The sequence below is a fragment of the Streptomyces huiliensis genome (assembly GCF_020037025.1).
Taxonomy (GTDB): Bacteria; Actinomycetota; Actinomycetes; order Streptomycetales; family Streptomycetaceae; genus Streptomyces; species Streptomyces huiliensis.
In genome coordinates this window covers 1-24,719 of the sequence record NZ_JAIQLH010000083.1, presented here as the reverse complement: position 1 = coordinate 24,719, position 24,719 = coordinate 1, and the positions used below count along the sequence as shown (strand labels likewise).

At 72.8% G+C, this 24,719-nt stretch carries 19 protein-coding genes and 2 pseudogenes; 10 read left to right on the top strand and 11 right to left on the bottom strand.

The features are described 5' to 3' along the window. Positions 1-325 precede the first annotated feature (325 nt). Complete coding sequence (locus tag JNW98_RS16810; RefSeq protein WP_223769049.1) at positions 326-841, bottom strand: DinB family protein; 516 nt, start codon at positions 839-841, stop codon at positions 326-328. Positions 842-973: 132 nt separating this feature from the next. Here JNW98_RS16810 and JNW98_RS16805 point away from each other — a divergent pair, with 132 nt between their 5' ends. Beyond that, a complete protein-coding gene (locus JNW98_RS16805; protein ID WP_223769048.1) occupies positions 974-1,879 on the top strand; it encodes a Gfo/Idh/MocA family protein in 906 nt (301 codons plus the stop codon). On the opposite strand, the gene lnt is transcribed toward JNW98_RS16805, so the two are convergent. Then, positions 1,851-3,434 (bottom strand): apolipoprotein N-acyltransferase, encoded by a 1,584-nt coding sequence (gene lnt, locus JNW98_RS16800; protein ID WP_223769047.1) that lies wholly within the window; start codon positions 3,432-3,434, stop codon positions 1,851-1,853. The two genes, JNW98_RS16805 and lnt, sit on opposite strands and share 29 nt — an antisense overlap. A 562-nt stretch (positions 3,435-3,996) precedes the next feature. Between lnt and JNW98_RS16795 the strand changes: the two genes are divergently transcribed. Beyond that, positions 3,997-4,926: a class I SAM-dependent methyltransferase gene (locus JNW98_RS16795; RefSeq protein WP_223769046.1), complete on the top strand. Its 930-nt coding sequence runs from the start codon at positions 3,997-3,999 to the stop codon at positions 4,924-4,926. A 2-nt stretch (positions 4,927-4,928) separates the two neighbouring features. After that, positions 4,929-5,753: pseudogene (locus JNW98_RS16790) on the top strand (terpene synthase family protein); the annotation flags it as partial. Between the two features lie 287 nt (positions 5,754-6,040). On the opposite strand, the gene JNW98_RS16785 reads toward JNW98_RS16790, so the two are convergent. The 5 genes from JNW98_RS16785 to JNW98_RS16765 are packed head-to-tail and all read right to left on the bottom strand — an operon-like array spanning position 6,041 to position 10,372. Next, entirely contained in the window at positions 6,041-7,513 is a 1,473-nt protein-coding gene (locus tag JNW98_RS16785; RefSeq protein ID WP_223769045.1) for a cytochrome P450, read from the bottom strand. Further along, positions 7,510-8,133 (bottom strand): GTP-binding protein, encoded by a 624-nt coding sequence (locus tag JNW98_RS16780; RefSeq protein ID WP_223769044.1) that lies wholly within the window; start codon positions 8,131-8,133, stop codon positions 7,510-7,512. Before JNW98_RS16780 ends, JNW98_RS16785 begins: the two co-directional genes overlap by 4 nt. After that, entirely contained in the window at positions 8,114-8,476 is a 363-nt protein-coding gene (locus JNW98_RS16775; protein WP_223769043.1) for a DUF742 domain-containing protein, read from the bottom strand. Before JNW98_RS16775 ends, JNW98_RS16780 begins: the two co-directional genes overlap by 20 nt. Beyond that, on the bottom strand, positions 8,473-8,880 hold the full coding sequence (locus tag JNW98_RS16770) for a roadblock/LC7 domain-containing protein (protein WP_004954301.1): 408 nt from the start codon (positions 8,878-8,880) through the stop codon (positions 8,473-8,475). Before JNW98_RS16770 ends, JNW98_RS16775 begins: the two co-directional genes overlap by 4 nt. 4 nt (positions 8,881-8,884) lie before the next feature. After that, positions 8,885-10,372 (bottom strand): sensor histidine kinase, encoded by a 1,488-nt coding sequence (locus JNW98_RS16765; protein ID WP_223769042.1) that lies wholly within the window; start codon positions 10,370-10,372, stop codon positions 8,885-8,887. 504 nt (positions 10,373-10,876) lie between these two features. On the opposite strand from JNW98_RS16765, the gene JNW98_RS16760 reads away from it, so the two are divergent. The 3 genes from JNW98_RS16760 to ligD all read left to right on the top strand — a co-directional run bounded on the left by JNW98_RS16760 (position 10,877) and on the right by ligD (position 15,851). After that, a complete protein-coding gene (locus JNW98_RS16760; RefSeq protein ID WP_223769041.1) occupies positions 10,877-13,564 on the top strand; it encodes an ATP-binding protein in 2,688 nt (895 codons plus the stop codon). A 231-nt stretch (positions 13,565-13,795) separates the two neighbouring features. After that, positions 13,796-14,929 carry a non-homologous end joining protein Ku gene (ku, locus tag JNW98_RS16755; RefSeq protein ID WP_223769040.1) on the top strand — a complete coding sequence of 378 codons (1,134 nt, stop codon included), beginning with the start codon at positions 13,796-13,798 and terminating at the stop codon, positions 14,927-14,929. 16 nt (positions 14,930-14,945) lie between these two features. Next, positions 14,946-15,851, top strand: a complete 906-nt coding sequence (gene ligD / locus JNW98_RS16750) for a non-homologous end-joining DNA ligase (protein WP_223769039.1) — start codon at positions 14,946-14,948, stop codon at positions 15,849-15,851. Positions 15,852-15,946: 95 nt separating this feature from the next. On the opposite strand, the gene JNW98_RS16745 is transcribed toward ligD, so the two are convergent. Both JNW98_RS16745 and JNW98_RS16740 read right to left on the bottom strand, forming a co-directional pair. Then, positions 15,947-16,810 carry an ABC transporter permease gene (locus JNW98_RS16745; protein ID WP_223769038.1) on the bottom strand — a complete coding sequence of 288 codons (864 nt, stop codon included), beginning with the start codon at positions 16,808-16,810 and terminating at the stop codon, positions 15,947-15,949. Then, complete coding sequence (locus tag JNW98_RS16740) at positions 16,807-17,718, bottom strand: ABC transporter ATP-binding protein (RefSeq protein WP_223769037.1); 912 nt, start codon at positions 17,716-17,718, stop codon at positions 16,807-16,809. Before JNW98_RS16740 ends, JNW98_RS16745 begins: the two co-directional genes overlap by 4 nt. Before the next feature lie 132 nt (positions 17,719-17,850). On the opposite strand from JNW98_RS16740, the gene JNW98_RS16735 reads away from it, so the two are divergent. Next, positions 17,851-19,020, top strand: coding sequence for a sensor histidine kinase (locus tag JNW98_RS16735; RefSeq protein ID WP_223769036.1), 1,170 nt, complete (start codon positions 17,851-17,853; stop codon positions 19,018-19,020). Continuing rightward, positions 19,017-19,676, top strand: coding sequence for a response regulator transcription factor (locus tag JNW98_RS16730; RefSeq protein ID WP_223769035.1), 660 nt, complete (start codon positions 19,017-19,019; stop codon positions 19,674-19,676). Before JNW98_RS16735 ends, JNW98_RS16730 begins: the two co-directional genes overlap by 4 nt. Before the next feature lie 65 nt (positions 19,677-19,741). On the opposite strand, the gene JNW98_RS16725 is transcribed toward JNW98_RS16730, so the two are convergent. Continuing rightward, the gene (locus tag JNW98_RS16725) at positions 19,742-20,752 is read right to left on the bottom strand and encodes a PHP domain-containing protein (protein WP_223769034.1); all 1,011 of its coding nucleotides are present in this window, start codon (positions 20,750-20,752) and stop codon (positions 19,742-19,744) included. A gap of 24 nt (positions 20,753-20,776) precedes the next feature. After that, entirely contained in the window at positions 20,777-22,207 is a 1,431-nt protein-coding gene (locus JNW98_RS16720; protein ID WP_223769033.1) for a lipase maturation factor family protein, read from the bottom strand. Positions 22,208-22,286: 79 nt separating this feature from the next. Here JNW98_RS16720 and JNW98_RS16715 point away from each other — a divergent pair, with 79 nt between their 5' ends. Together JNW98_RS16715 and JNW98_RS16710 are read left to right on the top strand one after the other, a co-directional pair. Beyond that, the gene (locus JNW98_RS16715; protein ID WP_223769032.1) at positions 22,287-24,437 is read left to right on the top strand and encodes a SpoIIE family protein phosphatase; all 2,151 of its coding nucleotides are present in this window, start codon (positions 22,287-22,289) and stop codon (positions 24,435-24,437) included. Between the two features lie 98 nt (positions 24,438-24,535). After that, positions 24,536-24,719, top strand: a pseudogene (locus JNW98_RS16710) (TetR family transcriptional regulator); the annotation flags it as partial.

The following is a 24,719-nucleotide window of genomic DNA, read 5'->3' as shown; positions in this document are numbered from 1 at the left end:
GCCCCCGTACCGGGCACCCCCGGCACCCCGCCCGCCCCCGGCGGCTCCGCGCCCGTCCGCTCCAGGGACTCGCGGTCGCGCCCCTGCCGCACCTCCCAGCCGGCCTTGGCGGGGCCGTGCCGGGACGGGTGGTGGCCGGGCAGGGAGACGCAGCCGGAGGTGGCCGACAGCGCCACCGCCACCAGAACGGCGGTCGCGGGAATCCTGGACATCCGCCCAACCATGCCCGCTCCAGCCCGCGTTGGGGATTCCCCTCAAGGGTGACGCGGAGTGCCGGTCAGGCCCGCGCGCCCCCCTCGTCGTACGTCACACCCCCCGTCGTACGTCACACCCCGGTCGCGCCGTCGACGCGCTCACGGATGAGGTCCGCGTGACCGTTGTGCCGCGCGTACTCCTCGATCATGTGCAGGTGGATCCACCGCAGCCCCACCGGCTGCCCGGTCTTGTGGTGCCCGGCCGCGCTCAGCTCCTCCAGCGAGCGCCCGCGCACCGCCGCGCGGGCCGCCGCCACCTCCTCCCGCCAGGCGGCGAGGGCCTCCTCCCAGGTGGCCTCCGCGGGGAACTCGAAGTCGCCTTCGAGGTTCTCGTCGTCGTAGAACCGCGGCGGCGCGTCCTCGCCCGCGAACACCCGCCGGTACCAATGGCGTTCGACGTCGGCCAGGTGCCGGACGAGTCCCAGCAGCGTCATCGTGGACGGCGGCACGGAGGCGGTGCGCAGCCCCGCCTCGTCCAGGCCCGCGCACTTTTGCTCCAGGGTGGCCCGCTGGAACTCCAGGAACGCCTCCAGGGCGGTGGGTTCGTCGGCGATGTGGGGCGGCTTGCGCCGCTCGGGTTCGGTCATGGAGGTCATCTTCCCCGGGAGCCGGACGGGCCGCCACGCCATTTCGCCCCCGGGCCCACGGCGCCGGGAGCGCTCGGGGGGCGCCCGGAACTCCCCCGTATGCTGCATGGACGCACGCATCAAGGAGGCCACGTGAAGGTCGGCTGTATCGGACTCGGTGACATCGCGCGGAAGGCGTACCTGCCGGTGCTCGGCGCCCTGCCCGGACTGGAACTGCACCTGCAGACCAGAACCCCCGCCACCCTGGCCGCCGTCGGAGACGCCTACCGCATACCCGAGGCGCACCGCCACACCGACCTGGACGCGCTGCTCGCCGCAGGCCCGGACGCCGTCCTCGTGCACGCCCCCACCGCCGTCCACCCGGAGATCGTCGGCCGGCTGCTGGCGGCGGACGTGCCGGTCTTCGTCGACAAGCCGCTCGCCCGCGAACTCGCCGACTGCGAACGCCTCGTCGGCCTGGCCCAGGACCGCGGCGTACCGCTCACCGTCGGCTTCAACCGCCGGTACGCGCCCGGCTACGCGGACTGCCTCGACCACCCCCGCGACCTCGTCGTCCTCCAGAAGAACCGGGTGGACCTGGCCGAGGACGCGCGGTCGATGATCTACGACGACTTCATCCACGTCGTCGACACGCTCCGCTTCCTGGCACCCGGCCCGGTGGAGGACGTGGACGTCCGGGCCCGGGTCGCCGACGGCCTGCTGGAGCACCTCGTCCTCACGCTCGCGGGCGACGGGTTCACCGCCCTCGGCGTCATGAACCGCCGGAGCGGATCCGTCGAGGAGATCCTGGAGGTCTCCGGGCAGGACCGGAAACGGGAGGTCCGCGACCTCGCCGAGGTCGTCGACCACCACGGCGCGCGCACCGCGCGGCGGCGCGGCGACTGGACGCCGGTCGCCCGGCAGCGCGGTATCGAGCAGTGCGTGACGGCGTTCCTCGACGCGGTCCGGGAGGGCAGGACCCTCGACGCCGAGGACGCCCTGCGCACCCACGCGCTGTGCGAGCGGATCGTCAACGCCGTGGAGAAGCACGGCGCCTGACGAGGGCCCGCGCGCCCTCGGCGCCGCACCAGAGGACCAGGGCGGCCAGCGCCGCGTACACCGCCCAGTCCCCGGCCCGCACGTACGGGCTGGTGCCGCTCGCCAGCGGGACGTCGTACACGGCCGCCGCCGAGGTGCCGGTCCCCAGCCGGGGGCCGACCGTGCGGCCGTGCGCGTCGGCCACCGCGCTCACCCCGGTCAGCGTGGCGTGCACCATCGGCCGCCAGGTCTCGGCGGCCCGCAGCGCGGCCAGCGACGCGTGCTGCCCGGGCGCCCAGCCGTGCTGGAACGACGAGGTCGAGGACTGCGCGACGAGCACCCGGGCGCCGTCGGCGGCCAGGTGCCGGCTCATGTCGGGGAACGCCGTCTCGAAGCACACCAGCGGGCCGATCCGCAGCCCCGCGCCGCGCCCGGACGGCAGCCGCGTCACCACCTGCCGGTCCCCGCGCCTGCGGTCCTCGGTCGCCGCCTTGCCCACCGACGTGGCCCAGCCCAGCAGCGACCGGGCGGGCACGTACTCGCCGAAGGGGACCAGCCGCATCTTGTCGTAGCGGTCGCCGGTGGGGCCGTCCGGGCCGACCAGCACCGAGCTCTTGAAGATGCCGGGCCGGTCCGAGCGGCGCGCGTCCACGTTGACGAGCAGGTCGGCGCCGACCGTACGGGACAGCGCCGAGAGCCGGGCGCGCAGCGCGGGGTCGGCACCGAGGTCGGTGCCGACGCTGCTCTCGCCCCAGACCACCAGGTCCACGCCGCGGCCGGCCAGCGAGCGGGTGAGCTCCTCCTCGCGGTCCAGGCGGCGGCGTACGCTCCCGGGGCCGTCGACCACGCCCGGCTGCACGATCGCGATCCGCGCGGTGCCGGCCGCCCGGGGCTGCGGCGCCCACCACCACACCCCGGCCGTGACCGCGGCGCAGCCGGTCAGCCCGGCCAGGCCGGCGAGACGGGCGCGGGGCAGCGCGAGCACCGCGGCGAGCGCGGTGTTGACGGCCACCAGCAGCAGCCCGACGAGCCAGACACCCCCGACGGACGCCAGCCGCAGCGCCGCCGGGACCTGCCACTGGCTCGCGCCCAACAGCCCCCAGGGGCCGCCCAGATACTCCCAGGACCGGACGAGCTCGGCCAGCAGCCAGCCCGCGGGCACCAGCACCAGGGCCGCCGCCACCCGGCCGGGCCCCGGACGGCCGCCCAGCAGCCGGTGGACCAGCAGCCCCCAGGGCACCCACAGCAGGCCCAGCAGCGCCGCCAGCAACAGGATGAAGACATGGAGGCTGGGCAGCAGCCAATGATGGACGGCCAGCAGGAACCCCGCGCCCCCCAGCCAGGCCTCCCGCGCGGCCCGGCGCGGCGAGTCGGCCGAGCGGACCAGCAGCAGCCAGGGGACGAGGGCGACGTAGGCCAGCCACCACAGGGAGGGCGCGGGAAAGGCGAGGGCCGGGAGGGCACCCGCGACGACCGCGCCGGGCGCGCGCCACCGCCCGCCCGCGGCGGCCGGCCCGGACGCGGGTCCGAGCGCCCCCGCCGGCCCGGACGCCCGCGCCGGGAACCTCACCCTCATCACGTTCTCCCTCGTCGGGGCCGGGGTTCCGGCCGGAGACCAGTGTGCTCGGCGGGTGGCGGGCCCGGCCGAGGGGCGGCTGTGGCCCACCGCGTCGCCCCGGAAACAGGGGGACGCCGTGAAAGGGCGCACGTTCACAAGTGAGAGCGCCCCCTACGTTCGTCCGTACACCCTACGCACGAACGGGATCCGGCCATCTGCCGGGCGTCCGGATATCGGTTCCTGGCGAGGCCAAAACCCCGACAACAGCGTGCAAGTTTCAGCCTTTCTCATCGCAACGGGGTGGGGAAACGGCGCTATACGGTCCAAAGTGAAACGAAACGATCCTGGCCCGCGGCGTCAGAAAGGCGTACGCCGGTACGTATCACGGGTTATCGCCGACCCGCCCTGGGCAGGTAGCGGGCAAAACTGGACAGGAATGCTGGTCGCTTGTTGCTGGGGGGGCGGCGTGACTCGCGCATGTGATCGAACGGCAATCCAGTCGCCGCCGGGCGCGGCAACCACCCGCGGCCTGACTCCCCTTCCATCCGTCCACCGATCGTTGACGTCCCGGAGGGATCCCATGGACAACCTTGTCGCCGAGGTGACCGCAGCTGCCGAAGTGGCCGCAGCTTCGGATGCGGCGTGTGATGAGGCCCAGGTGCCGTCGTACTACTCCCGGAAGACCGCCGAGATCCTTCACAAGTACGGCCCCGGCCCCCGGATCCACTTTCACGTCGGCATGTTCGAGCCCGGCGTCCACCCCAACACCACCGTCTCGCAGCGCGTCCTGCGCAACCGGCTGCGCGCCTCGCAGGAGACCGTCCTCGACCACGCCGCCCGGCTGTGGGGCGTCCCGGAGAACCCGCCGCACCAGCTCTTCGACATCGGCTGCGGCATCGGCGGCGGCTCCATCTACTGGGCCCAGGAGTACGGCAGCAACGTCACCGCCATCACCGTCACCGCCAAGCACGTCCCGGTGATGGCCGACCTCGTCCGCGAGGCCGGCGTCGAGGACCTGGTCACCCCGGTCCTCGGCGACATCCACGACCTCTGCGAAGAGGCCGGCTACGACGCGGCCGTCGCCATCGAGAGCTCCGGCTACATGGACCGCGAACGCCTCTTCAGCGTCGTCGCCAAGGCCCTCCGCCCCGGCGGCTGGTTCGGCATCCAGGAGCACTTCCTCTGCCGGCCCGAGTGGACCACCTTCATCGACGGCTACTACAAGACCCGCCTCGGCACCCTCGCCGAGTACATCTCCGCCGCCCGCGCCGCCGGCTTCGAACTCGAACAGGACGAGGACATCACCGACCGCGTCGCCGAGTTCTGGGTCCAGTCCATGGCCTGGACCACCGCCGAACTCGACCGGGTGCAGCGGACGGAGGACGAACCGTCCCCCATCACCGTGGAGCGGCTGCACGAGTCCGCCCTCACTCACGGCAAGCTCTTCCGCGCCTGGCGCGACCACGCCGTCGAGACCCGCCTGCTCCTCTTCCGGATGGAGGGCAACTGAGCATGCTCGTCCCCTACGGACCCCCGCCGCGCGCCAGCGCCATCGGCTGGCGGCTGCCCCCCTTCTACTGCCCGATCCCCGATGCCGTCCACCCCCGCCGCGACGCACTGGAGAAACAGGCCGTCGCCTGGCTGGACGCCACCGGCATCTTCCGCGACGCCACCGACCGGGCCTGGAGCATCGCCACCCACAGCACCGACTTCAGCTGCCGGATGATCCCCCACGGCCGCGACGAACCCCTGCTCCTCTTCATCGAGTGGAACCACTGGGCGTTCGCCCTCGACGACATCTGGCACGACACCGGCGCCGCCGACGTCAACACCGCCCACATCGTCGACCTCAACGCCCGGATCTCCCGCTGCCTGGAGGCGCCCGGCTCCGCCATGCTCGGCGACTCGCCGTTCGACGCCGCCCTGGAAGACCTCGCCGCCAGGACCCGCGCCGTGGCCACCCCGGTCCAGCTCCGCCGGGTGGCCGAGGGCATGCGCGACTGGCTGTTCGGCGCCTCCTGGCAGGTCAGCAACATCGAACGCGGCGTCATGCCCACGCTCTCCGACTACGTGGCGCTGCGCCCCTCGATCAACGGCACCCGCTTCTCGCTCGCCTGGAGCGAGATCGCCAACGGCTTCGAGGTCCCCGCCACCGAACTGGCCTCCGCACCCGTCCAGGCGCTCACCGAGGCCGCCGGCTTCGTCGTCAGCTGCGACAACGACCTGTTCTCCTACGCCAAGGAGGACGACCACGAGACCACCGACCAGAACATCGTCAACGTCCTGGCCCACCACAACGGCACCTCCCACGAACAGGCCCTCACCGAGGCCCTCGCCACCCGGGACCGGGCCATGACCCTGTTCCTCAACCTCCGCGACCGGATCGCCCGCGACGCCGGACCCGACCTCAGGCGCTACCTCGAAGCGCTGGGCCACTACATCGCCGGCTGCATCCGCTGGATGAACGAGGCCCCCCGCTACGCCAGCCCCCGGAACCGGTACGACCTTCCGGTGCCGGGGGCCACGTACGGCATCACCTGGCGGGACACGCCCAGCGACCCGGCGACCGGCCCGCTGCCCATCCCCTCCGCCGCGTGGTGGTGGGACCAGCTCGACGCCCTCGCTCACACCCCCCGGAACCACCGGACCAGCGACCTCCACCACGAGCCGAGCCCCCGGCGCGCCCCGGCGGAGGAGCCGTCGGCCGGCGGGGCCGGGACGGCCGTCGAACGGTCGGCGGCCGAGGTCTGATCACCGGCACCGCCATCCCCCTCCCGCTCCCGGGGCCCGTCCTCCGGCGCGGGAGGGGCCTCCGGCAGCGGCGCCGCCGCCGTGAACTGCACCGGCAGCGCCTGGAGGTGACGGGACATCAGCGACGAGGACCAGCTCAGCTCCGACTCGGCCACCGCCAGCCGGACGTCCGGCAGCCGCGACATCAGCGCGTCGATGCCGGTGTCCGCGATGGCCCGGCCGATGTCCTGGCCGGGGCACTCGTGGGCGCCGCCGCTGAACGCCAGGTGCGAGCGGTTGCCGTGCACCGGCGTGGTGGGGTCCGGCCGGATCGCCGTGTCCACGTTGGCCGCTGCCAGTCCCAGGACCAGGGCGTCCCCGGCCTTGATCCGGTGCCCGGCCAGCTCGGTGTCCTGGGTCGCCCAGCGGCCCAGGATGGTGATGAACGGCGGCTCGTCCCACAGCGTCTGCTCGACCGCGTCCGGCAGCGTCATGTGCCCGCCGGCCAGGTTGGCCCGGCACCGCGGATCGGTGAGCACCATCCGCAGGGTGTTCGCGATCAGGTTCGCCGTGGACTCGAACGCGGCGATCAGCACCAGCCGCAGGTGCTGCTGCACCTCCTCGTCCGACAGCTTGGACTCGTGCTCCAGCAGCCAGCTGGTGAAGTCGGGCCCCGGCTCCCGGTGCTTGCGCTCCACCGTCCGGCGCAGCGCCGCCTGCACGAACGCGTTGCTGCGGACCGCCGTCTCGCTGGCCTTGATCATGTCGCGGGCGGCCTGCACCAGTTCCGGGCTGTACTCGTCGTGCATGCCGAGGAGCTGCGTCATCACCATCATGGGCAGCGGCTCGGCGAACGCGTGCACCAGGTCGGCGCGGCCCGTCGCGCAGAACTCGTCGATGAGCTCGTTGGCGAACCGGGTGATGTGCCGCCGCACGCCGCGCCGGTCGAAGCGGCCGATGGAGTCGTTGATGGCGCCGCGCCACCGCTCGTGCGCCTGCCCGTCGGCCATCGAGCAGATGGGCTGCCAGGTGGTGATGGGCGCCAGCTGGTGCTCCGGGCCGATCCGCCCCTCGCGCATGGCCCGCCAGACCCGCGAGTCGCGGGAGAACCGCGACGGCGTCCGGGTCACGTCGAGGTTCTCCCGGTAGCCCAGGATCAGCCAGGCCGGGACGTCCCCGCTGAGCAGCACGGGCGCCACCGCCCCGTGCCGCTCGCGCAGCTGCTCGTACAGGCCCATCGGGTCGTCCTCGGCGGTCGGCCCGTAGAGCCGGGCCACGCCGCCGTCCCCGTAGGCGTGGGCCGGGCACTGCGGCGGGGGGGCCGCCTGCGCGGCGTCGGCACGGGAGTGCTCGTCGGGAGGGGTCACTGTGGCTCCGGGGTGGTGTGAGCGAGGCTGTACAGGTACCGCATGAGGGTCATCAGGGCGTCGCGGCAGGAGGCGCGGTCCCGGGCGTCGCAGGCGAAGATCGGCACGGACTCGGGGAGGTCCATCGCCGCCCGCAGCTCGGACACCGGGTGGACGGGGGCGCCGGGGAAGGCGTTGACGGCGACCACGAAGGGCACGCCGCGCTCCTCCAGGATGCCCACGACCTCGTAACTCACCTCCAGCCGACGGGTGTCGAGCAGCACCACCGCGCCCAGGGCGCCCTCGAAGAGGCCGTCCCAGAGGAACCAGAACCGCTCCTGCCCGGGGGTGCCGAACAGGTACAGCACCAGCTGTTCGTTGATGCTGATGCGGCCGAAGTCCATGGCCACCGTGGTCTCGATCTTCTGCTCGATCCCCGCGATGTCGTCCACGCCGACGCCGGCCTGGGTCATCGTCTCCTCGGTGGTGAGCGGTCTGATCTCGCTCACCGAGCCGACGAGGGTGGTCTTGCCGACCCCGAAGCCGCCCACGATCACGACCTTCACCGCCGCCGCGGCGGTGGCCGGGAGGATGTCCTCCCTCCTGGGACCGGTGTGGGGGTCAGAGGTTTTGTAGTCCATGCATCACCGCCTCCAAGAGGCCTACGTCAGGAAGGGCAGCGACGGGGACCGGGGGCCTGGCTTCCACATGACCGCGGCTGAGCAGGTCGTTGAGCAGGACGGTCACCGTGCTGACGGGCAGCGTGAGGTAAGCGGATATCTCGGCGACGGACAGCGGGTAGTCGCACATGCGCACGATCGTCTCGTGCTCGGGCTGGAGACCGGGGTCGGTCTCCGTACGGGCGACGATCAGGGTCACCAGGTCCAGCCCGGTGGAGCTCTGCTTCGATTCGCCGCAGCCCTTGGTGACGATGTACAGCCGGTCCGGATTGCCGGGATCCCATGCCCTTTCGGGTTTGCTCATGCCACCGGCCCGGTGACGCGCGGAGGACTGGTGAGGTGCTCGCCGATCCGGGCCACGAGGTCGCGCATGCGGTGCCCCATCAGCCCGGCGTCCACGTCGTCGTCGGCGAGCACCGCCAGGAACGCGCCGGCCCCGGCGGCCATGAGGTAGAAGAATCCGCCGTCCACCTCGATCACCACCAGCCGCATCTGCCCGTCTCCGTGCGGGAATTCGGCGGCCACCGCCGTGGACAGGCTCTGCAGCCCGGCGCACGCGGCGGCCAGGCGGTCGGCGGCGTCGGTGTCCGTGCCGTGCTGAGCCATGCGCAGGCCGTCCGAGGACAGCACGATCACGTGCCGGATCTGGGGCACGCTGGATGCCAGATCCTTGAGCATCCAGTCCATGTTGAACCGCTGCTGCGTCACTTGGCTACTCTTTCTCGTCTGACGGGTCATCACTTGACTGGCCCCGGTCGCCCGCCGGAGCGTCGCCCTTGAGGGCGCTGGTGAACGCGGCCAGCCACAGGCCCGGCTGGGTGGGCTCGGACTCCGGCTCCGTACGCGGTGCGGTCTCGGCCGGGGCCGGGGCGACCGCCGCCGCGCGGGCGGCCATGCCGAGGGCGCGCCGACGGCGCTGCGGAAGGCCGTTGGCGGTGTGGGATCCCACGGCCGGGGTCTCCATCGCGGGCGGGGGGTCGGGCAGCGGACGGCCGGGCTTCTTGCGGACCTTGGGCGGCGGCAGCGTGGCGGCGCGGGCGATCTCGCCGCCCGGCGTGGCGCTGGCGGTGACCAGTTCGGCGGGGACGATGAGGACGGCGCGCACGCCGCCGTACGCCGAGGGCCGCAGCGACACCCGGAAGCCGTAGCTCTTCGCCAGCCGGCTGACGACGGCCAGGCCCAGCCGCGGGGTCTCCCCGAGGTCGTCGAGGTCGAAGCCGCGGTCGGCCATCGCCAGCACCCGGTCGGTGCGGCGGCGGTGTTCGTCGGTGAGGCCGACGCCCGCGTCCTCGATCTCGATGGCGACGCCGGACTGGATCTCGACGGCCGTCAGGTGCACCCGCGTCTCGGGCGGGGAGTACCGGGTGGCGTTGTCGAGGAGTTCGGCGGCGGCGTGGATGACGGGCTCGACGCCCGGTCCGGTGATGGCGACGTCGGCGACCGAGTGCAGGTCGACGCGGCGGTAGTCCATGATCCGGGACATCGCGCCGCGCAGCACGTTGTACAGCGGGATGGGGTTCTTCCACTGGCGGCCGGGGCGGGAGCCGCCGAGGACGGCGATGCTGTCCGCGAGCCGGCCGATCAGCGCGGTGCCGTGGTCGAGGTGGAGCAGGTCGCTGAAGACCTCGGGGGTGTTGCCGTGCCGGTCCTCCATCTCGCGGAGGTCGGTGGCCTGTTGGTGGACGATCGCCTGCACGCGGCGCGCGATGTTGACGAACGCCCGGTGGGCCGAGTCGCGCAGGCCCTCCTCGGCCTGGACCGTCTCCACCACGAACCGGATGATCTTGCGGTGCTCGGCCGCGTAGGGAGTGCTGTCCGAGGAGGGCGGCGCGACGGCGCGGACCACCTCGTCGGCGAAGGCGCCGCCCTGGAGCATCTCCATGGCCCGGGGGAGCAGTTCTTCCGCCAACCGCTTGGTGGCGGCGTCCTGTTCGGCCAGCTGCCGACGGAGGGTGGCCTCCTGTTCGGCGCAGCGGCGCCGCAGGGAGTTGATGACACGGCCCCGGCGGGCGGCCTCCGACGAGGTCAGGGCGACCGCCACGGTCGCGGCGGTCCCGCACCAGGCCGTCGGGGTGCGGACGGAGAGGGGGACGAGCAGGGCAGCGGTGGCGGTGCAGACCGCCAGCACCACAGGGGGGACCAGCCATATGAGGGAGGAGGCGGGCCGCCTGACTTGAGGTGACGATCCAGTACCAACCATCGAGTTCCTCGGGGCTTGGGGGAATGAGTCGGGGGCGACGTGGGACCACGGGGAGGCGCCGCCGCCGGTGCCCGACAGGGGGTGCTGACGGACGTGAACGGACATCGAGCGGATGCGAACCGGTGCGAACGGATACGGACAGGGGCCGAAGTTCCCGGATTCCCTGGGATCCCCCGGGTTCGCCGGGGGTTCTCCGGTCGCGTCGGCGCGACGGTCGGCGGCAGCGGGACGCAGTCGCCACGACCGCTGCGGGAATGGAGCGTAGCCTGTCGCGCGGAGTCCCGGCGCGAAGTTGTCATATTCGCGGAAAGCGCTGACGGGCGAATTCGAAAGGCATCACAATGGCCCCGGGGGCGGGTTGTCGAAAACGTTTTTGAGTGGCCTGGAAATACGTTCGGATGATCGGCGGATCATGCTCTCGGGGGATCTGTCCGACGAACCCTCCCCCCGGCGTCCGGACGTCCGGCTAGGCTCGCTCCACCACACTCATACGGGAGACACGTCATGACGCGGCAAGAGCACGAACGGCGCCCGTACACCGCCCTGTTCGAGCGCGAGCAGGAGGTGGCCGCCGTGGAGCGGGCCGTGGAGGCCCTGTGCGGCGGCGCGGACGGGAGCGGCCGGGCGTCCGGCGGACTCCTCCTCTTCAACGGCGAGGCGGGCGTGGGCAAGACGGCCCTGCTCGGGGAGATGCGGCGGCTGGCCGCCGAGCGGGGCGGCTGCACGGTGCTGGCCGCCCGCGGCGGCGAGCAGGCCCAGTCCGTCCCCTTCCACGTCGTACGGCAGTTGCTGCAACCCGCCCTGGCGTCGATGGAGGAGCCGCAGCGGCGGGAGATCCTCGGCGAGTGGTACGACATCGCCGGCCCCGCCCTCGGCATCGCGCCGCCCGTCGGCCCGCAGGCCGACCCGCAGGGCGTCCGCGACGGACTCGACTGGCTCGTCACGCGGTTCGCCTACACCAAGGAGCGGCTGGTCCTCGTCGTCGACGACGCCCACTGGGCCGACGCGGCGTCGCTCGCCTGGCTGACCTCCTTCACCGTCCGGCTGACGGAGGTGCCCGTCCTGCTGGCCGTCGCCTACCGGCCGGCCGAACTCCCCAAGCACTCACCGGCCTTCACCGAGCTGGTGAACGGCCGCGGCAACCGCCCGGTCACCCTGCACCCGCTGACCCCCGGCGCCGTCGCCGAGCTGGTGCGCACCGCCATGGGCCGGGAGGCAGACGACCCGTTCTGCCGCGAGGTCTGGGCCGTCACCGGCGGCAACCCCTACGAGGCCGTCGAGCTCGTCGCCAAGGCCCGGGACCGCAACCTGCGGCCCATGGAGGAGTCCGCCGCCCTGCTGCGCGAACTCGGCGCCGCCGCCCGCGGCAGCGGCCTGGTCGCCCGGCTGGAGCGGCTGGGCAACGCGACCACCCGGTTCGCCTGGGGCGCCTCGGTGCTCGGCACCGAGATCCAGGTACGGGTGGCGGCCATGCTCGCCGGCATGAGCCCGGCCGAGGGCGCCGTCTGCGCCGACCGGCTCCGCGAGGCCCGCATCCTCACCGGCGCGGCGGAGCTGGAGTTCGTCCACCCGCTCATCGCCACCGCCGTCTACCGGGCCATCCCGCCCGCCGCCCGCACGGCGATGCACGGCCTCGCCGCCTGGGCGGTCACCAACGCGGGCCACGGCCCGGCCGCCGCCTCCCGGCACCTGCTGGAGGTGCACCCGGACGGCGACCCCGACCTCGTCCGGCAGCTGCGCGACGCCGCCCGCGAGCACCTGGCCGTCGGCGCCCCCGAGGCGGCCCAGCGCTGCCTGGAGCGCGCGCTCGCCGAGCCGCCGCCGGAGGAGGAGCGCGCCGAGGTCCTGTACGAACTGGGCTGCTCCGCCCTGCTGACCTCGCCGCCCACCACCATCAACCACCTGCGCTCGGCCCTGGCCCTGTCCGGGCTGCCCAAGGAGCTGCGCGTCGACGCCACCTACCGGCTCTCCCAGGCGTACGCCCACAACAGCCAGCTGACCGAGGCCGCCGAGGTGGTGGCCGAGCACGCCGGCCTGACACCCGACGGCCCCGGCCGGATGCGCCTCCAGGCCGCCCACTACCTCTGGAAGGGCATCCAGCTGGAGGAGGAGGGCGCGCACGCCCGGTCCCGGGAGATCGCCGGCCTGACCGACCGGCTCAGCGGCCGGGACAACGCCGAACGGGCCCTGCTCGCCCTGCGGGCCTTCGACGCCATGATCCAGGGCGAGGACGTCCTCCAGGTCGTCGAGCTCGCCGACCGAGCCCTGGTCGACGGGCGGCTCGCCGACGGCATGGGCTGGACCAACACCGAGTGGGGCTTCGAACTCCCCAGCATCATCGGCATCACCTACGCCTTCTGCGACCGGCTGGACAAGGCGGAGGAGCTGTTCACCGAGGCCGTCCGGGAGTTCGAGATCTCCGGCTGGCGCGGCGGGCACCTGGCCTTCGCCCACGAGTTCCTCGGCCTCGTCCACCGCCGCCGCGGCGACCTGCGGAAGGCCGAGAGCTTCCTCCGCGACGGACTGCGGCTCGCCGACCGGCTCGGCCCCGGCGTCCCCATCCAGTGGGACGGCAGCTGCCTGCTCATCGACACCCTGCTCGCCAAGGGCGACCTCGCGGAGGCCCAGGCGGTCGCCGAGAAGTACTCCTTCGGACCGCCCTACCCGCCCGCCATGGTCATGCCCGACGCCGCCTGCGTCCTCGGCAGGCTGCTGCTCGCCCTCGGCCGCACCAAGGAGGCCGTCGCCGAACTGGAGGCGGCGGGCCGGCGGCTGGAGGAGCGCGGCCGGCACAACGTCCTCTGGGCGCCCTGGTCCCTCGACCTCGCCGCGGCGGTCGCGCCGGATGAGCCGGAGCGGGCTCGGGAGCTCACGGATCGGTCGCTGAAGTACGCGATGCGGTTCGGTAGTGATACGGCGATGGGGGAGGCGTTGCGCCGGGCGGCTTTCTTCGACGGGCCGGAGGAGGCGGTCGCCCGCCTGGAGCAGGCGGTGCGGCATCTTGGGGAGTCCCCGTGCCGGTATGAGCGCGCCTGCGCTCTGATCGATCTGGGCGTCGCCCTGCGCGGTGCCGGCCGGGCCCGGGAGGCGGCGGAGCCGCTTCGGGAAGGGCTCCGGATCGCGGAGGAGTGCGGGGCGGAGGGGATCGCGGCGACGGCGCGTGGGGAGCTGGCTGAGGTCGGAGTGGGGTAGGCCCCTGCCCCGCCCCTTCCCGTTTCTTGCGGGGGCTGCGCCCCCGCACCCCCGGGCGGGCTGGAATCAGCCCGTCCGGCGTTTGAGGACAACCGCGCGGAGCGCGGTTTCAGGGGGTCCGGGGGGGCTGGCCCCCGGGAATCGGCGAAGGGGCGGGACCGGGGCACCCCAACATGCGATCTCCGCCGCACCGGGGTGCCATGGAAACAAACCCCCGAGCCGGAGGACGTCATGGCACACGCGGTGTGGAGCGGAGCCCTCACCTTCGGACTGGTAGCCCTGCCAGTCCAGATGTTCTCGGCCACCGAAAGCCACACCATCCGCTTCAACCAGCTCCAACGCGGCACCTCCGACCGCGTCCGCAACAAACGCGTCAACGAGCGCACCGGCGAGGAAGTCCCCCTCGCGGAGATCGTCAAGGGGTACGACATGGGGGACGACTACGTCGTCGTCGAACCCGGTGAGCTGGAGGAGATCGCCCCGGGCCGCTCCAAGGCCCTGGAGATCACCGGGTTCGTGGACCTCGACACCGTCGATCCCATCTACTTCGACAAGACGTACTACCTGGGGCCCAAGAGCAAGGAGTACGCCAAGGTCTACGCGCTGTTGCACGAGGCGCTGAGCCGGTCCAACCGGGCCGGGATCGCCACGTTCGTGATGCGGAACCGGGAGTACCTGGTCGCGGTGAAGGCCGAGGGCGACATCCTGACCCTGCACACCCTCCACTGGGCCGACGAGATCCGCGACCCCCGCACCGAGATCGGGACGCTCCCGGAGCGGGCCAAGGTCGCCGAACGCGAACTGGCCACCGCCGTCCAGCTGGTGGAGGCGCTGAGCGTGGACTGGGACCCCGAGACGTACCACGACACCTTTCAGGAGAAGGTGCTCGAACTCGTCCAGACCAAGCGGGCCGGCGGCACGGTGGAGAAGAGCGAGCCGGCGCCGCGCTCGACCAACGTCATCGACCTCATGGGCGCCCTCCAGGCGAGCATCGAGAAGGCGAAGACCGGCGGGGGCAAGGCCGGCGAGGAGGAGGGGGAGGCCGAGCTCCGGCCGCCCGTGCGGCTCAAGGACGCGGCGGAGAAGCGGCGCACCCGGCAGGCGGCCGAGAAGCAGGCGGCCGAGAAGCAGGCGGCCGAGAAGCAGGCGGCCGAGAAGCAGGCGGCCGAGAAGCAGGCGGCCGAGAAGCAGGCGGGCAAGAAGCAGGCGGGCAAGAAGACGCCGAAGAAGTCCGCCGCCGCCGAACTGGAGGGGCTGAGCAAGGCCGAGCTCTACCAGCGGGCCACCGACGCCGGCGTCCCGGGCCGCTCGACGATGAGCCGCGAGGAGCTGGTGAAGGCCCTGGCCAAGAAGCGGGCGTCCTGAGGGGCCGGGGACTGCCGTGCCCGCCGCGTCCGGCCGTCAGACGGTGGAGATCGAGGGCCACCGGCTCTCCCTGTCGCACCTCGAACGGGTCCTCTTTCCCGCCACCGGCCACACCAAGGCCCACGTCCTGCACTACTACGCGCGCATCGCCCCCGCGATGCTCCCGCACATCAGCGGGCGCCCGGCCTCCTTCGTCCGGGCCCCGGAGGGCTCGGCCGGCGAGAGCTGGGTCGCCAAGAACCCGCCGCCCGGCGCGCCGGACTGGGTGCCGCGGGCCACGGTGCGGCACCGGGACGGCACCACGCAGCAGGTGGTGATCGACTCGGTCGCCGCCCTGGTCGCCATGGTCAACCTCGGCGCGTACGAGGTGCACGTACCCCAGTGGACGGCCGCGGCCGGGCGCGACGCCCACGACCGCGTCGTCCTCGACCTGGACCCCGGGCCCGGCACCGACCTCGTCGTCTGCTGCCGCGTCGCCGAACGGCTGCGGCAGTTGCTGGACGACGACGGGCTCACCGCCTCCCCGGTCGTCTCCGGCTCCAAGGGCCTCCACCTGTACGCCCCCATCCACCCCGCCTCCGGCCACGACGTCAGCGCCTACGCGAAGGGGCTCGCCACCCGGATGACGAACGAGCATCCGGGGCTGGTCGTCGTCTCCATGGCGAAGCTGGAGCGGCAGGGGAAGGTGCTCATCGACTGGTCCCAGAACGCCAGCGCGAAGACGACGGCCGCGCCGTACACGGTGCGGTTGCGGGGGGACGCGGCGGGGGTGGCGGCGCCGGTGACGTGGGACGAGGTGGGCTCGTGTCGGGAGCCCGGGGATTTGGTGTTCGGGTTGGAGGGGGTGGTGGGGCGGGTGGAGGAGTTCGGGGATCTGCTGGTGCCACTGGCGGGGGACGCGGTGCGGGGCTCGTTGCCGTGAGGGGTGCCCCGTCCCGCCCCGGGATGCTCGCGGCAGGTGATCAGGGAGCGAGTGCCGGAGCGGCCGCTGCTGCCGAGGCCGTCCGCTGAGCCGTCTCAGACATCCCGGCGCCGTACGACGAGCACGGCGACGGTCACCGAGACGAGCGCCCAGGCCGCGAGTGCGATCCAGGAGCCCGTGATCGTGGCCGGGTGTGCGCCGAGGCTGGTGTGGCCGCCGGGGTTCAGCGCCAGCCGGGCCTGCGCGGCCAGCGGCAGGTGGTTGCCGATCTCCTTCAAGAGGCGGTACCTCTCGCCCCCGAAGAGCATGGGCAGGATGAAGAGCATCCCCACGACGGCGACGATCGAGGCCGTGGCGTGTCGCAGAACGGCGCCGAACGCCAGGCCGATGAGCGCGCAGACCGGGATGACCAGCGCGTATGCCGCTACGGCCCGCAGGCAGCCGGGGTCGTGGAGGGAGAGTCCGACGTGGCGGGAGGCGAGCATCGCGTTGGTGGTGAAGAACGACGTCACGGAGACGATCACACCGAGGACGAGCGTGATCGCCGTGACGAGGGCCACCTTCGCCGTGATCACCGCGCGCCGGTCGGGGGTGGCGGCGAGGGTGGTGCGGATCATTCCGGTGGCGTACTCGCCGAAGACCGTGATGGCGCCGCAGCCGGCCGCGGCCAGTGCCAGGACGTCGAGCGCGATGCTGCCCAGACCGTGGAGCAGCGGGTCGTACCTGAAGGGAGGGACGCCGGGGAGAGGGGGATGAGGCCGGTCGATGTACGTCAGGTCCGAGTGGACGGCGTTGACGTTGATCGCGATGGCGACGACGGCGCTGAGGGCGAGCACCCAGTACGTCGACCGGAGGGATCGCATCTTGATCCACTCAGCGGCGAGCAGGTCGACGAACCGGGCCGCGGGCTCGGCGGCTCGCTCGGACGGACGGGCGCTGGAGAACATCATGGTGCTCATCGGGCTTCCCCTGCGAGATATTCGACGCTGTCGGCGGTGAGGGACATGAACGCCGATTCCAGGGACGAGGTGTGGGTGGCGAGTTCGTGCAGCATGATGCGGTGTCGGTGGGCCAGTTCGCCGATCCGGGCCGCGGTCAGGCCGGTGACCCGGCCCCTCTGGTCGCCCTTGCGGCGCACCGACGCACCCTCGGCGGTCAGCACGGCCTCCAGGGCCGCCAGGTCGGGCGTGTCCACGGTCACGCCCAGGGAGGCGTGGCGAGCCGAGAAGCCCTGCAGGCTCTCGTCCGCGATAAGCCGGCCCTGCCCGATGACGATGAGCCGGTCGGCCGTGTGCTCCATCTCGGCCATCATGTGGCTGGAGACGAACACGGTGCGGCCCTCGGACGCCAGACGGCGGAACAGGCCGCGCACCCACAGCACGCCCTCGGGGTCCAGACCGTTCAGGGGCTCGTCGAAGAGCAGCACCGGCGGATCGCCGAGCAGGGCGCCCGCGATGCCGAGACGCTGCTTCATCCCGAGGGAGAACCCTCCGATCCGGCGCCGCGCCGCCTTGGCCAGCCCGACCTCCTGGAGGACCTCGTCCACGCGGGCCGGCGGGATGCGGTTGCCGCGCGCCAAGGCGGTCAGGTGCGCCCTCGCGCTGCGTCCGCCGTGGACGTCCTGGGCGTCCAACAGCGCGCCGACGTGGCGCAGCCCGCGTGGGCGGTGCGAGAAGGGAACCCCGTCCACGGTGACGGACCCGCTGGTGGGGGTGTTCAGGCCCAGGATCATGCGCAGTGTGGTGGACTTGCCGGCGCCGTTCGGGCCGAGGAAGCCGGTGACCTTGCCGGGTTCCACCGTGAAGGTCAGGTTGTCGACGGCAACGGTGTCGCCGTACCGCTTGGTCAGCCGGGTGGATTCGATCATGGGTCCAAGCTGCCGGGGAGGGCGTAGAGCCGGCATCGGCCGGCGGTTCACACTTGTGAGCCCTCCTGGTAGCCCGGGGGATTACGTCTGTGGGCCAATGCCCCGGCGGGAGCGCGTCGATAGGATCGGCTGATGATCGCCACCGCTCGTACACCCCTGCTCAAACGCGTGCCACCGGGTGTGTGGGTGGCGGCCTTCTGGTCGGCCCTCATCCTGGTACGCACGTTCCAGCGGCCGGACGAACTGCACCATCTGCTCCGGTACGACGGCAACACCGAGGACGCGCCGTTGCTGGTCACCGCCGTCGTCACGACCCTGGGCACGTCGCTGCTGTTCCGCGCGCCGCTGGCGGCCGTGATCGTCGCGCTCGCGGGCGCCTCGTTCGCGATCGGGATGCCGGTGCGGGAGACACCGGTCGTCCTCTTCCTCCTGGCCGACGCGGGCGTGGGCTACACCGCGGCGACCCGCTCACGGCGTGTCTCGGTCCTCGCGGCCGTGCTCCCGGTCGGGGTGCTGGCCGCGTACACGGTCTGGCGGCTGGGACGCGGGTACTTCTTCAACCTCTCGGTGCCGGCCGCCCTGGCGTCGACTGTCGTCATCGCCTGGCTGATCGGCAACACGATCCGTCAGAACCGGGCGCACGCGGACACGGTTCGCGCCCAGAGCGTGCAGCAGGCGATCACGGACGAGCGGCTGCGGATCGCCCGGGAGCTGCACGACATGGTTGCCCACAACATCGGCATCATCACCATCCAGGCCGGCGTGGGCAGCCTGGTCCTGGACACCCAGCCCGCCGAGACGCGCAACGCGCTGGACGCCATCGAGGCCACCGGCAGGGAGACCCTCGCCGGCCTGCGGCGGATGCTCGGGGCGCTGCGCCGGAGTGAACCGGAGCCCGCGCCGCTGGATCCGCTCCCCGGTCTGGCCGCCCTCGGCCGGCTGGTCGGGAAGACCGCGGCCGCCGGGGTCCGCGTCGACGTCAGGTGGCGGGGAGAACCTCGCGATCTGCCCCCCGACGTCGATCTGGCGGCGTTCCGCATCATCCAGGAGGCGGTCACCAACGTCGTGCGGCATTCCGGCACCCGGGACTGCAGCGTCACGGTCGACTACCGCCCCGACGAACTGGCCGTCGACATCATCGACCTCGGCTCGGGCGGCACCGCCGCAGGCTCCGGATACGGCATCGCCGGAATGCGCGAACGGGTCGGTCTGCTGCACGGTGAGTTCACCGCCGGACCGCGCCCCGAAGGCGGATTCCGGGTGGCGGCCCGGCTTCCGGTGCCCGTGGAGGTGGGACGATGATCCGTGTCGTGCTGGTCGACGACCAGCCCCTGATCCGTTCCGGCCTGCGCGTCCTCATCACCGGCACCCCAGACCTGGAGGTGGCGGGGGAGGCAGGGGACGGTGCCGAGGCCGTGCGACTGATCCAACGGCTACGACCGGACGTCGCCATCATGGACATCCGCATGCCCGGTACGGACGGCATCGAGGCCACGCGCCAGATCAACGCCGATCCGGAATCGAAGACCCGCGTGCTCGTCCTCACCACCTTCGACGACGACGAATACGTCTATGGCGCGCTTCGCGCCGGAGCGAGCGGCTTCCTCGTCAAGGACACGCCGCTGAAGACCATTCTCGACGGGATCAGGGTCGTCGCCGCCGGAGACGCCCTCATGGCTCCGAGCGTCACCCGCCGTCTCATCGAGGAGTTCGTGGCGCGTCCCGAACCCACCACCACCCGCCCGGCGGTGGCCGACGGCATCACCGACCGGGAACGCGAGGTCCTGACCCTGGTCGGCCGCGGCCGGTCCAACGCCGAGATCGCCGAAGAGCTCAGCATCAGCGTGGCCACCGCCAAGGCCCACCTCGCACGGCTCTTCACCAAACTCGACGCACGCGACCGGGTCCACCTCGTCATCCTCGCCTACGAGATCGGCCTGGTAGCGCCTCCACGGTGAGGTTCGGCCGCGGATGACCGGGCCTGTGACGGGCCACTCCTCAACGGGTCGACGTGTGTGCCCACTTACTTCCCCCGCGCCCACTCCAGCAACGCGTCCCGCCCCCATGTCGTGATCACCCGCTCCGCCGGCACCCCGCACTCCTCCGCCCGCGCACACCCCAGCACCTGCCAGTCCAGCTGCCCCGGCGCGTGCGCGTCGCTGTCGATCGAGAACAGCACGCCCGTCTCCAGCGCCAGCTGGATCAGCCGCCGTGGCGGGTCCAGCCGGTCCGGACGGCTGTTGATCTCGACGGCGGTGCCGAAGCGTTCGCAGGCGGTGAAGACGAGTTCGGCGTCGAAGGCGGATTCGGGGCGCTTGCCGCCGACGAGGCGGCCGGTGCAGTGGCCGAGGACGTCGACGAGCGGGTTGGCGACGGCGGCGACGAGGCGGCGGGTCATGCTCTCCGCGTCCATGCGCAGCTTGGAGTGGACGGAGGCGACGACCACGTCGAGCCGGTCCAGGAGCTCGTCCTCCTGGTCGAGGGAGCCGTCGGTGAGGATGTCGCACTCGATGCCGGTGAGGAGCCGGAAGCCGTCGCCCATCCGCTCGTTGACCTCGGCGACCACGTCCAACTGCTCCCTGAGCCGGTCGGCGGACAGGCCGCGGGCGATGGTCAGGCGGGGGGAGTGGTCGGTGAGCACCGCCCACTCGTGGCCGAGGTCGCGGGCCGCGCGGGCCATGACGTCGATCGGGCTGCCGCCGTCGGACCAGTCGGAGTGCAGGTGGCAGTCGCCGCGCAGCGCCGCGCGCAGGGCCGCGCCGCCCTCGGTCAGCGGCCGGTCCGCCTCCTGTTCGAGGCGGGCCAGGTAGGCCGGTACCTCGCCGCGCAGCGCCTCGGCGACGACGGCCGCCGTCTTGGGGCCGATGCCCTTGCGGTCGGTGAGCGACCCGGCCTCCGAGCGGCGGCGGACGTCGTCGGCGGGCATCGCGGCGACCACGCCGGCCGCCGTCCGGAACGCCTGGACGCGGTAGGTCGGGGCCCCGTCGCGTTCCAGGAGGAAGGCGATCCGTTCGAGTGCCTCCACGGGGTCCATCGGGTTTCCCTTCCGTCTCGGGGTTCACGGGCGCCGCAGCGCCGCCGGCGGCAGGAACTCGCGCACCAGCTCGCGGTGCCACCACGCGCCGGTGGCGCGCAGCTCGCGCCAGGTGGTGAAGCGGTAGAGGTAGAGCCGGGCGCGGACGTGCGCGGGCGGGGCGTCGGGGAACGGGTTGTGGCGGAGGAGGCGCAGGGTGTCCCGGTCGTTGTCGAGCAGTCGTTCGACGAAGGGGCCGAACCAGTCCCGGGCGTAGGCCGGGGAGATGCCCGCGAACCACATCAGCCAGTCCAGCCGCAGATGCCACGGTGCGAACTGCCGGGGCAGGCGGCGCGGATCACCCGGCTTGCCCTTGAAGCCGTACTCCCGCCACTCCGTCTCCGGGCCGAGCACGGTGTCCGACGTCCCCTCGACCACCACCTCGTACCGGCTCCGGTTGACGCTCCCGAAGGCGCCGTACGTGTTGACCAGGTGGTACGCGTTGAAGGACATGTTCATGCGCTGCCCCCGCGAGAGCAGGTTCCGCACCGGCCACCAGCTCAGCACGGCGACGAGCACGGTCACCGCCACCACCAGGACCTCGTACCAGACCGGCGCCGAGGGGGCGGGGGAGTGGCCCGGCAGGCCGAACAGGTCCGCCATCGCGGCGCCGTCCACCGCCGCGAACGCCAGCACGATCGTCACCCAGTTCAGCCAGGCGAAGTTGCCCGAGGCGACCAGCCACAACTGGGTGACGATCACCAGCCCCGCCGCGACGCTCGCCACCGGCTGCGGCGCGAAGAGGCCGAAGGGCACCACCAGCTGGGCGACGTGGTTGGCCGCCGTCTCCACCCGGTGCAGCGGGCGCGGCAGCCGGTGGAAGAACCAGCTCAGCGGGCCGGGCATCGGCTGCGTCTCGTGGTGGTAGTACAGGCAGGTCAGATCGCGCCAGCAGCGGTCGCCGCGAATCTTGATCAGTCCGGCGCCGAACTCCACCCGGAAGAGCAGCCAGCGCAGCAGGAACAGCACCAGCACCGGCGGATCGGTCCGCTCGTTCCCCAGGAACACCGCCAGGAACCCGGTCTCCAGGAGCAGCGACTCCCACCCGAAGCCGTACCACGTTTGGCCGACGTTGACGATCGACAGGTACAGGCCCCACAGCACCAGCCACATCAGCATCGCCGCCCACAGCGGCACCAGGTCCGCCGCGCCCGCCGCCACCGCGGCGGCCAGCAGCGCCCCGCCCCAGGCACAGCCCGCGAAGAAGCGGTCCGAGTAGTGCCACCGGAAGAGGGTCGGGATCCGGCGCGCGGGGACGTACGCCAGGTAGCGCGGTACGGGCAGCATGCCGCGCTCCCCGATCAGCGCCCGGAACTGCAGCGCCGCCGAGGCGAACGCGACCAGGTAGAGGAGGGCGAGCCCGCGCTGGAAGACCAGGCGGCTCAGCCAGTACCCGGGCGCCGTGAACCACTCCATGGCGTCCGAGTACCCCGCCCGCCCCCGTCGACCGCCCAGTCGCATCGAAGAAACGGACAAAAGGTGGCAGAGTGAATCCATGGTTGATCGGGGAGCCACGCCTGCCTCCGGAGCGCTGCCGGACGACTGGCCCGCCCGCCCGGAGCGCTGCCTCGCCGTCAACCACGTCGGCACCTTCGACTGGGACCTGCTCAGCGGGCGGCTCCACCTCGACCCCGTCGCCCTCGGCATCCTCGGCGTGCCGCCCGGCGAGTTCCACGGCAACGTCACCGACCTCGCCGCCCGGGTGCCGCGCGCGGACGGCGCCCGGCTCGACGCCCTGGTGGCGCGGGCCCTGAAGGACGGCAGCGAGAGCTACGGCGCGTACCACCGGGTCCGCTGTTCCGACGGGCTCCGCTGGGCCTACACCCAGGGCCGCATCGAGCGGGACGCGGCGGGCCGGCCCCGCCGGATCCTCGGCGTCCTCCGCGAGGCGAACGAGGAGCTGCGGCTGCCCGACCGGCCGGGAGAGCAGAACGGCGACCGCCGCCACACGACCACCGTCGTCGAGACCACCACCGCGGCCCTCGCCCACGCCAGGACCGTCCAGGACGTCATCGACTTCTTCAAGGACGCCCGCGCCGTCGAACACCTCGGCTCCGACCTCCTCGTCCTCGGACTGGTCGAGTCCGGGCGCGTCCACCTCGTCGCCGAAGGCCCGTCCGAGCACTTCATCCCCGGCACCCGCTACACCCGGATCGACGACGACTTCCCGATGAGCGAGGTCATCCGCACCATGACCCCGCGCTTCATCGAGTCCCGCGAGGAGTGGGCCCGCTGCTACCCCTGGCTGTGGGAGCGGATCAAGGACATCGGCATCTCCTCCGCCGCCTACCTGCCGCTGATCGCCCAGGCCCGGCCCATCGGCGCGCTCGGCCTCCTCTACCGCGAGGCCCGCGGCTTCACCCGGCAGGAACGCGACCTCTTCATCGCCCTGAGCAGCAGCCTCGCCCAGAGCATCGCCCGCGCCATGCTCTTCGACCAGGAGCACGACCTCGCCGAGGGCCTCCAGCAGGCCATGCTGCCGCGCCGGATCCCCGAGGTGCCCGGCGCCCAGATCGCCGTCCGCTATCGCTCGGCCCGGATGGGCCGCGACATCGGCGGCGACTGGTACGACGTGGTCCCGCTGCCCGGCGGCCGGGTCGCCGCCGTCATCGGCGACGTCCAGGGCCACGACACCCACGCCTCCGCCGTCATGGGCCAGCTCCGTATCGTGCTGCGCGCCTACGCGGCCGAGGGGCACTCCCCGGGCACGGTCATGGCCCGCGCCTCGGCCTTCCTCCACGAGCTCGACACCGACCGCTTCGCCACCTGCGCCTACGCCGAGGCCGACCTGGCCACCGGCAGCGTGCAACTGGTCCGCGCCGGGCACATAGACCCGCTGCTGCGGCACGCCGACGGCACCTCCCGCCGGCTGCCCGTCGCCGGTGGCCTGCCGCTGGGCCTGTCCGCCGAGTTCGGGCGGCTCGACTACCCGGTGACCACCGTGGAACTCGAACCCGGCGAGACGCTGATGATGTTCACCGACGGCCTGGTCGAACAGCCCGGCGCCGACCTCGACGAGGGCATTCGGCAGCTCGCCGGGCTCGTCGAGGAGGGCCCCGAGGACCTGCACGACCTCGCCGACCGGCTGTGCGACGTGGTCGAGGAGCGCGTCGGCGAGGACGACATGGCCATCCTCCTGCTGCGCCGGCAGGGCAGCGTGGCCCGCCCGGGCGGTCGGCTCCAGCAGCACATCGCCCCCGCCGACCCCGAAGCGCTGTCCGCCGCCCGGCACATGATCCGCACGGCGGTCCGCGCCTGGGGGGTACGGGAGCGGGCCGACGACATCGAGCTCGCCGCCGACGAGCTGGCCACCAACGCCCTGCTGCACACGGACGGCGCTGCCGTGGTGACCATCCGCATGGTCCCCGGTGCCGAACGCCGCCTCCGCGTCGAGGTCGAGGACCGCTCCAGTGCCCTGCCCCGCCGCCGTGAACCGGGCGAGTCGGGCGTCTCCGGCCGCGGCCTGCTCCTCGTCGACCGGCTTGCGGACGTGTGGGGCGTGGAGTCGCGGGGGAGCGGCAAGTCGGTGTGGTGCGAGTTCGGCCTCGGGCCGGCGTCCCGGGAGGACTCCGGACCTGCGTCCCGGGAGGACTCCGGTCCCCCGCCCCGGCAGGGCTCCGGGGCGGGGGACCGGCGGAGTCCGTAGGGCCGCCGGAAGGGTGCCTGCCGGCCGGGTGCCTGCCGGCCGGCAGGTAGCGTGCGGCCATGGACACTTCCGGGGGAGACACCCCTCAGCCGGCCGTCATGTCAACGGCCCGTCAACTTCTCGCCACCACAGGGCCGGCCGGGCTCACACCCGACGCCGTGGCGCGGGCGAGCGGCCTGCCCGCCGCCGCGGTCGCGGGCGTCTTCCCGCACCGGGACGACCTGCTGACCGCCCTGCTGATCGACGCCTACGACACCTCCGCCGCCGCGCTGGAGGAGGCGG

What these genes read in the sequence shown, in the direction of transcription:
- JNW98_RS16810 (WP_223769049.1), bottom strand. Translation starts at nt 841, where the DNA reads ATGACCGAACCCGAGCGGCGCAAGCCGCCCCACATCGCCGACGAACCC.
- lnt (WP_223769047.1), bottom strand. Translation starts at nt 3,434, where the DNA reads ATGAGGGTGAGGTTCCCGGCGCGGGCGTCCGGGCCGGCGGGGGCGCTC.
- JNW98_RS16795 (WP_223769046.1), top strand. Translation starts at nt 3,997, where the DNA reads ATGGACAACCTTGTCGCCGAGGTGACCGCAGCTGCCGAAGTGGCCGCA.
- JNW98_RS16780 (WP_223769044.1), bottom strand. Translation starts at nt 8,133, where the DNA reads ATGGACTACAAAACCTCTGACCCCCACACCGGTCCCAGGAGGGAGGAC.
- JNW98_RS16775 (WP_223769043.1), bottom strand. Translation starts at nt 8,476, where the DNA reads ATGAGCAAACCCGAAAGGGCATGGGATCCCGGCAATCCGGACCGGCTG.
- JNW98_RS16765 (WP_223769042.1), bottom strand. Translation starts at nt 10,372, where the DNA reads ATGGTTGGTACTGGATCGTCACCTCAAGTCAGGCGGCCCGCCTCCTCC.
- JNW98_RS16760 (WP_223769041.1), top strand. Translation starts at nt 10,877, where the DNA reads ATGACGCGGCAAGAGCACGAACGGCGCCCGTACACCGCCCTGTTCGAG.
- ku (WP_223769040.1), top strand. Translation starts at nt 13,796, where the DNA reads ATGGCACACGCGGTGTGGAGCGGAGCCCTCACCTTCGGACTGGTAGCC.
- JNW98_RS16745 (WP_223769038.1), bottom strand. Translation starts at nt 16,810, where the DNA reads ATGAGCACCATGATGTTCTCCAGCGCCCGTCCGTCCGAGCGAGCCGCC.
- JNW98_RS16740 (WP_223769037.1), bottom strand. Translation starts at nt 17,718, where the DNA reads ATGATCGAATCCACCCGGCTGACCAAGCGGTACGGCGACACCGTTGCC.
- JNW98_RS16735 (WP_223769036.1), top strand. Translation starts at nt 17,851, where the DNA reads ATGATCGCCACCGCTCGTACACCCCTGCTCAAACGCGTGCCACCGGGT.
- JNW98_RS16730 (WP_223769035.1), top strand. Translation starts at nt 19,017, where the DNA reads ATGATCCGTGTCGTGCTGGTCGACGACCAGCCCCTGATCCGTTCCGGC.
- JNW98_RS16725 (WP_223769034.1), bottom strand. Translation starts at nt 20,752, where the DNA reads ATGGACCCCGTGGAGGCACTCGAACGGATCGCCTTCCTCCTGGAACGC.
- JNW98_RS16720 (WP_223769033.1), bottom strand. Translation starts at nt 22,207, where the DNA reads ATGGAGTGGTTCACGGCGCCCGGGTACTGGCTGAGCCGCCTGGTCTTC.
- JNW98_RS16715 (WP_223769032.1), top strand. Translation starts at nt 22,287, where the DNA reads ATGGTTGATCGGGGAGCCACGCCTGCCTCCGGAGCGCTGCCGGACGAC.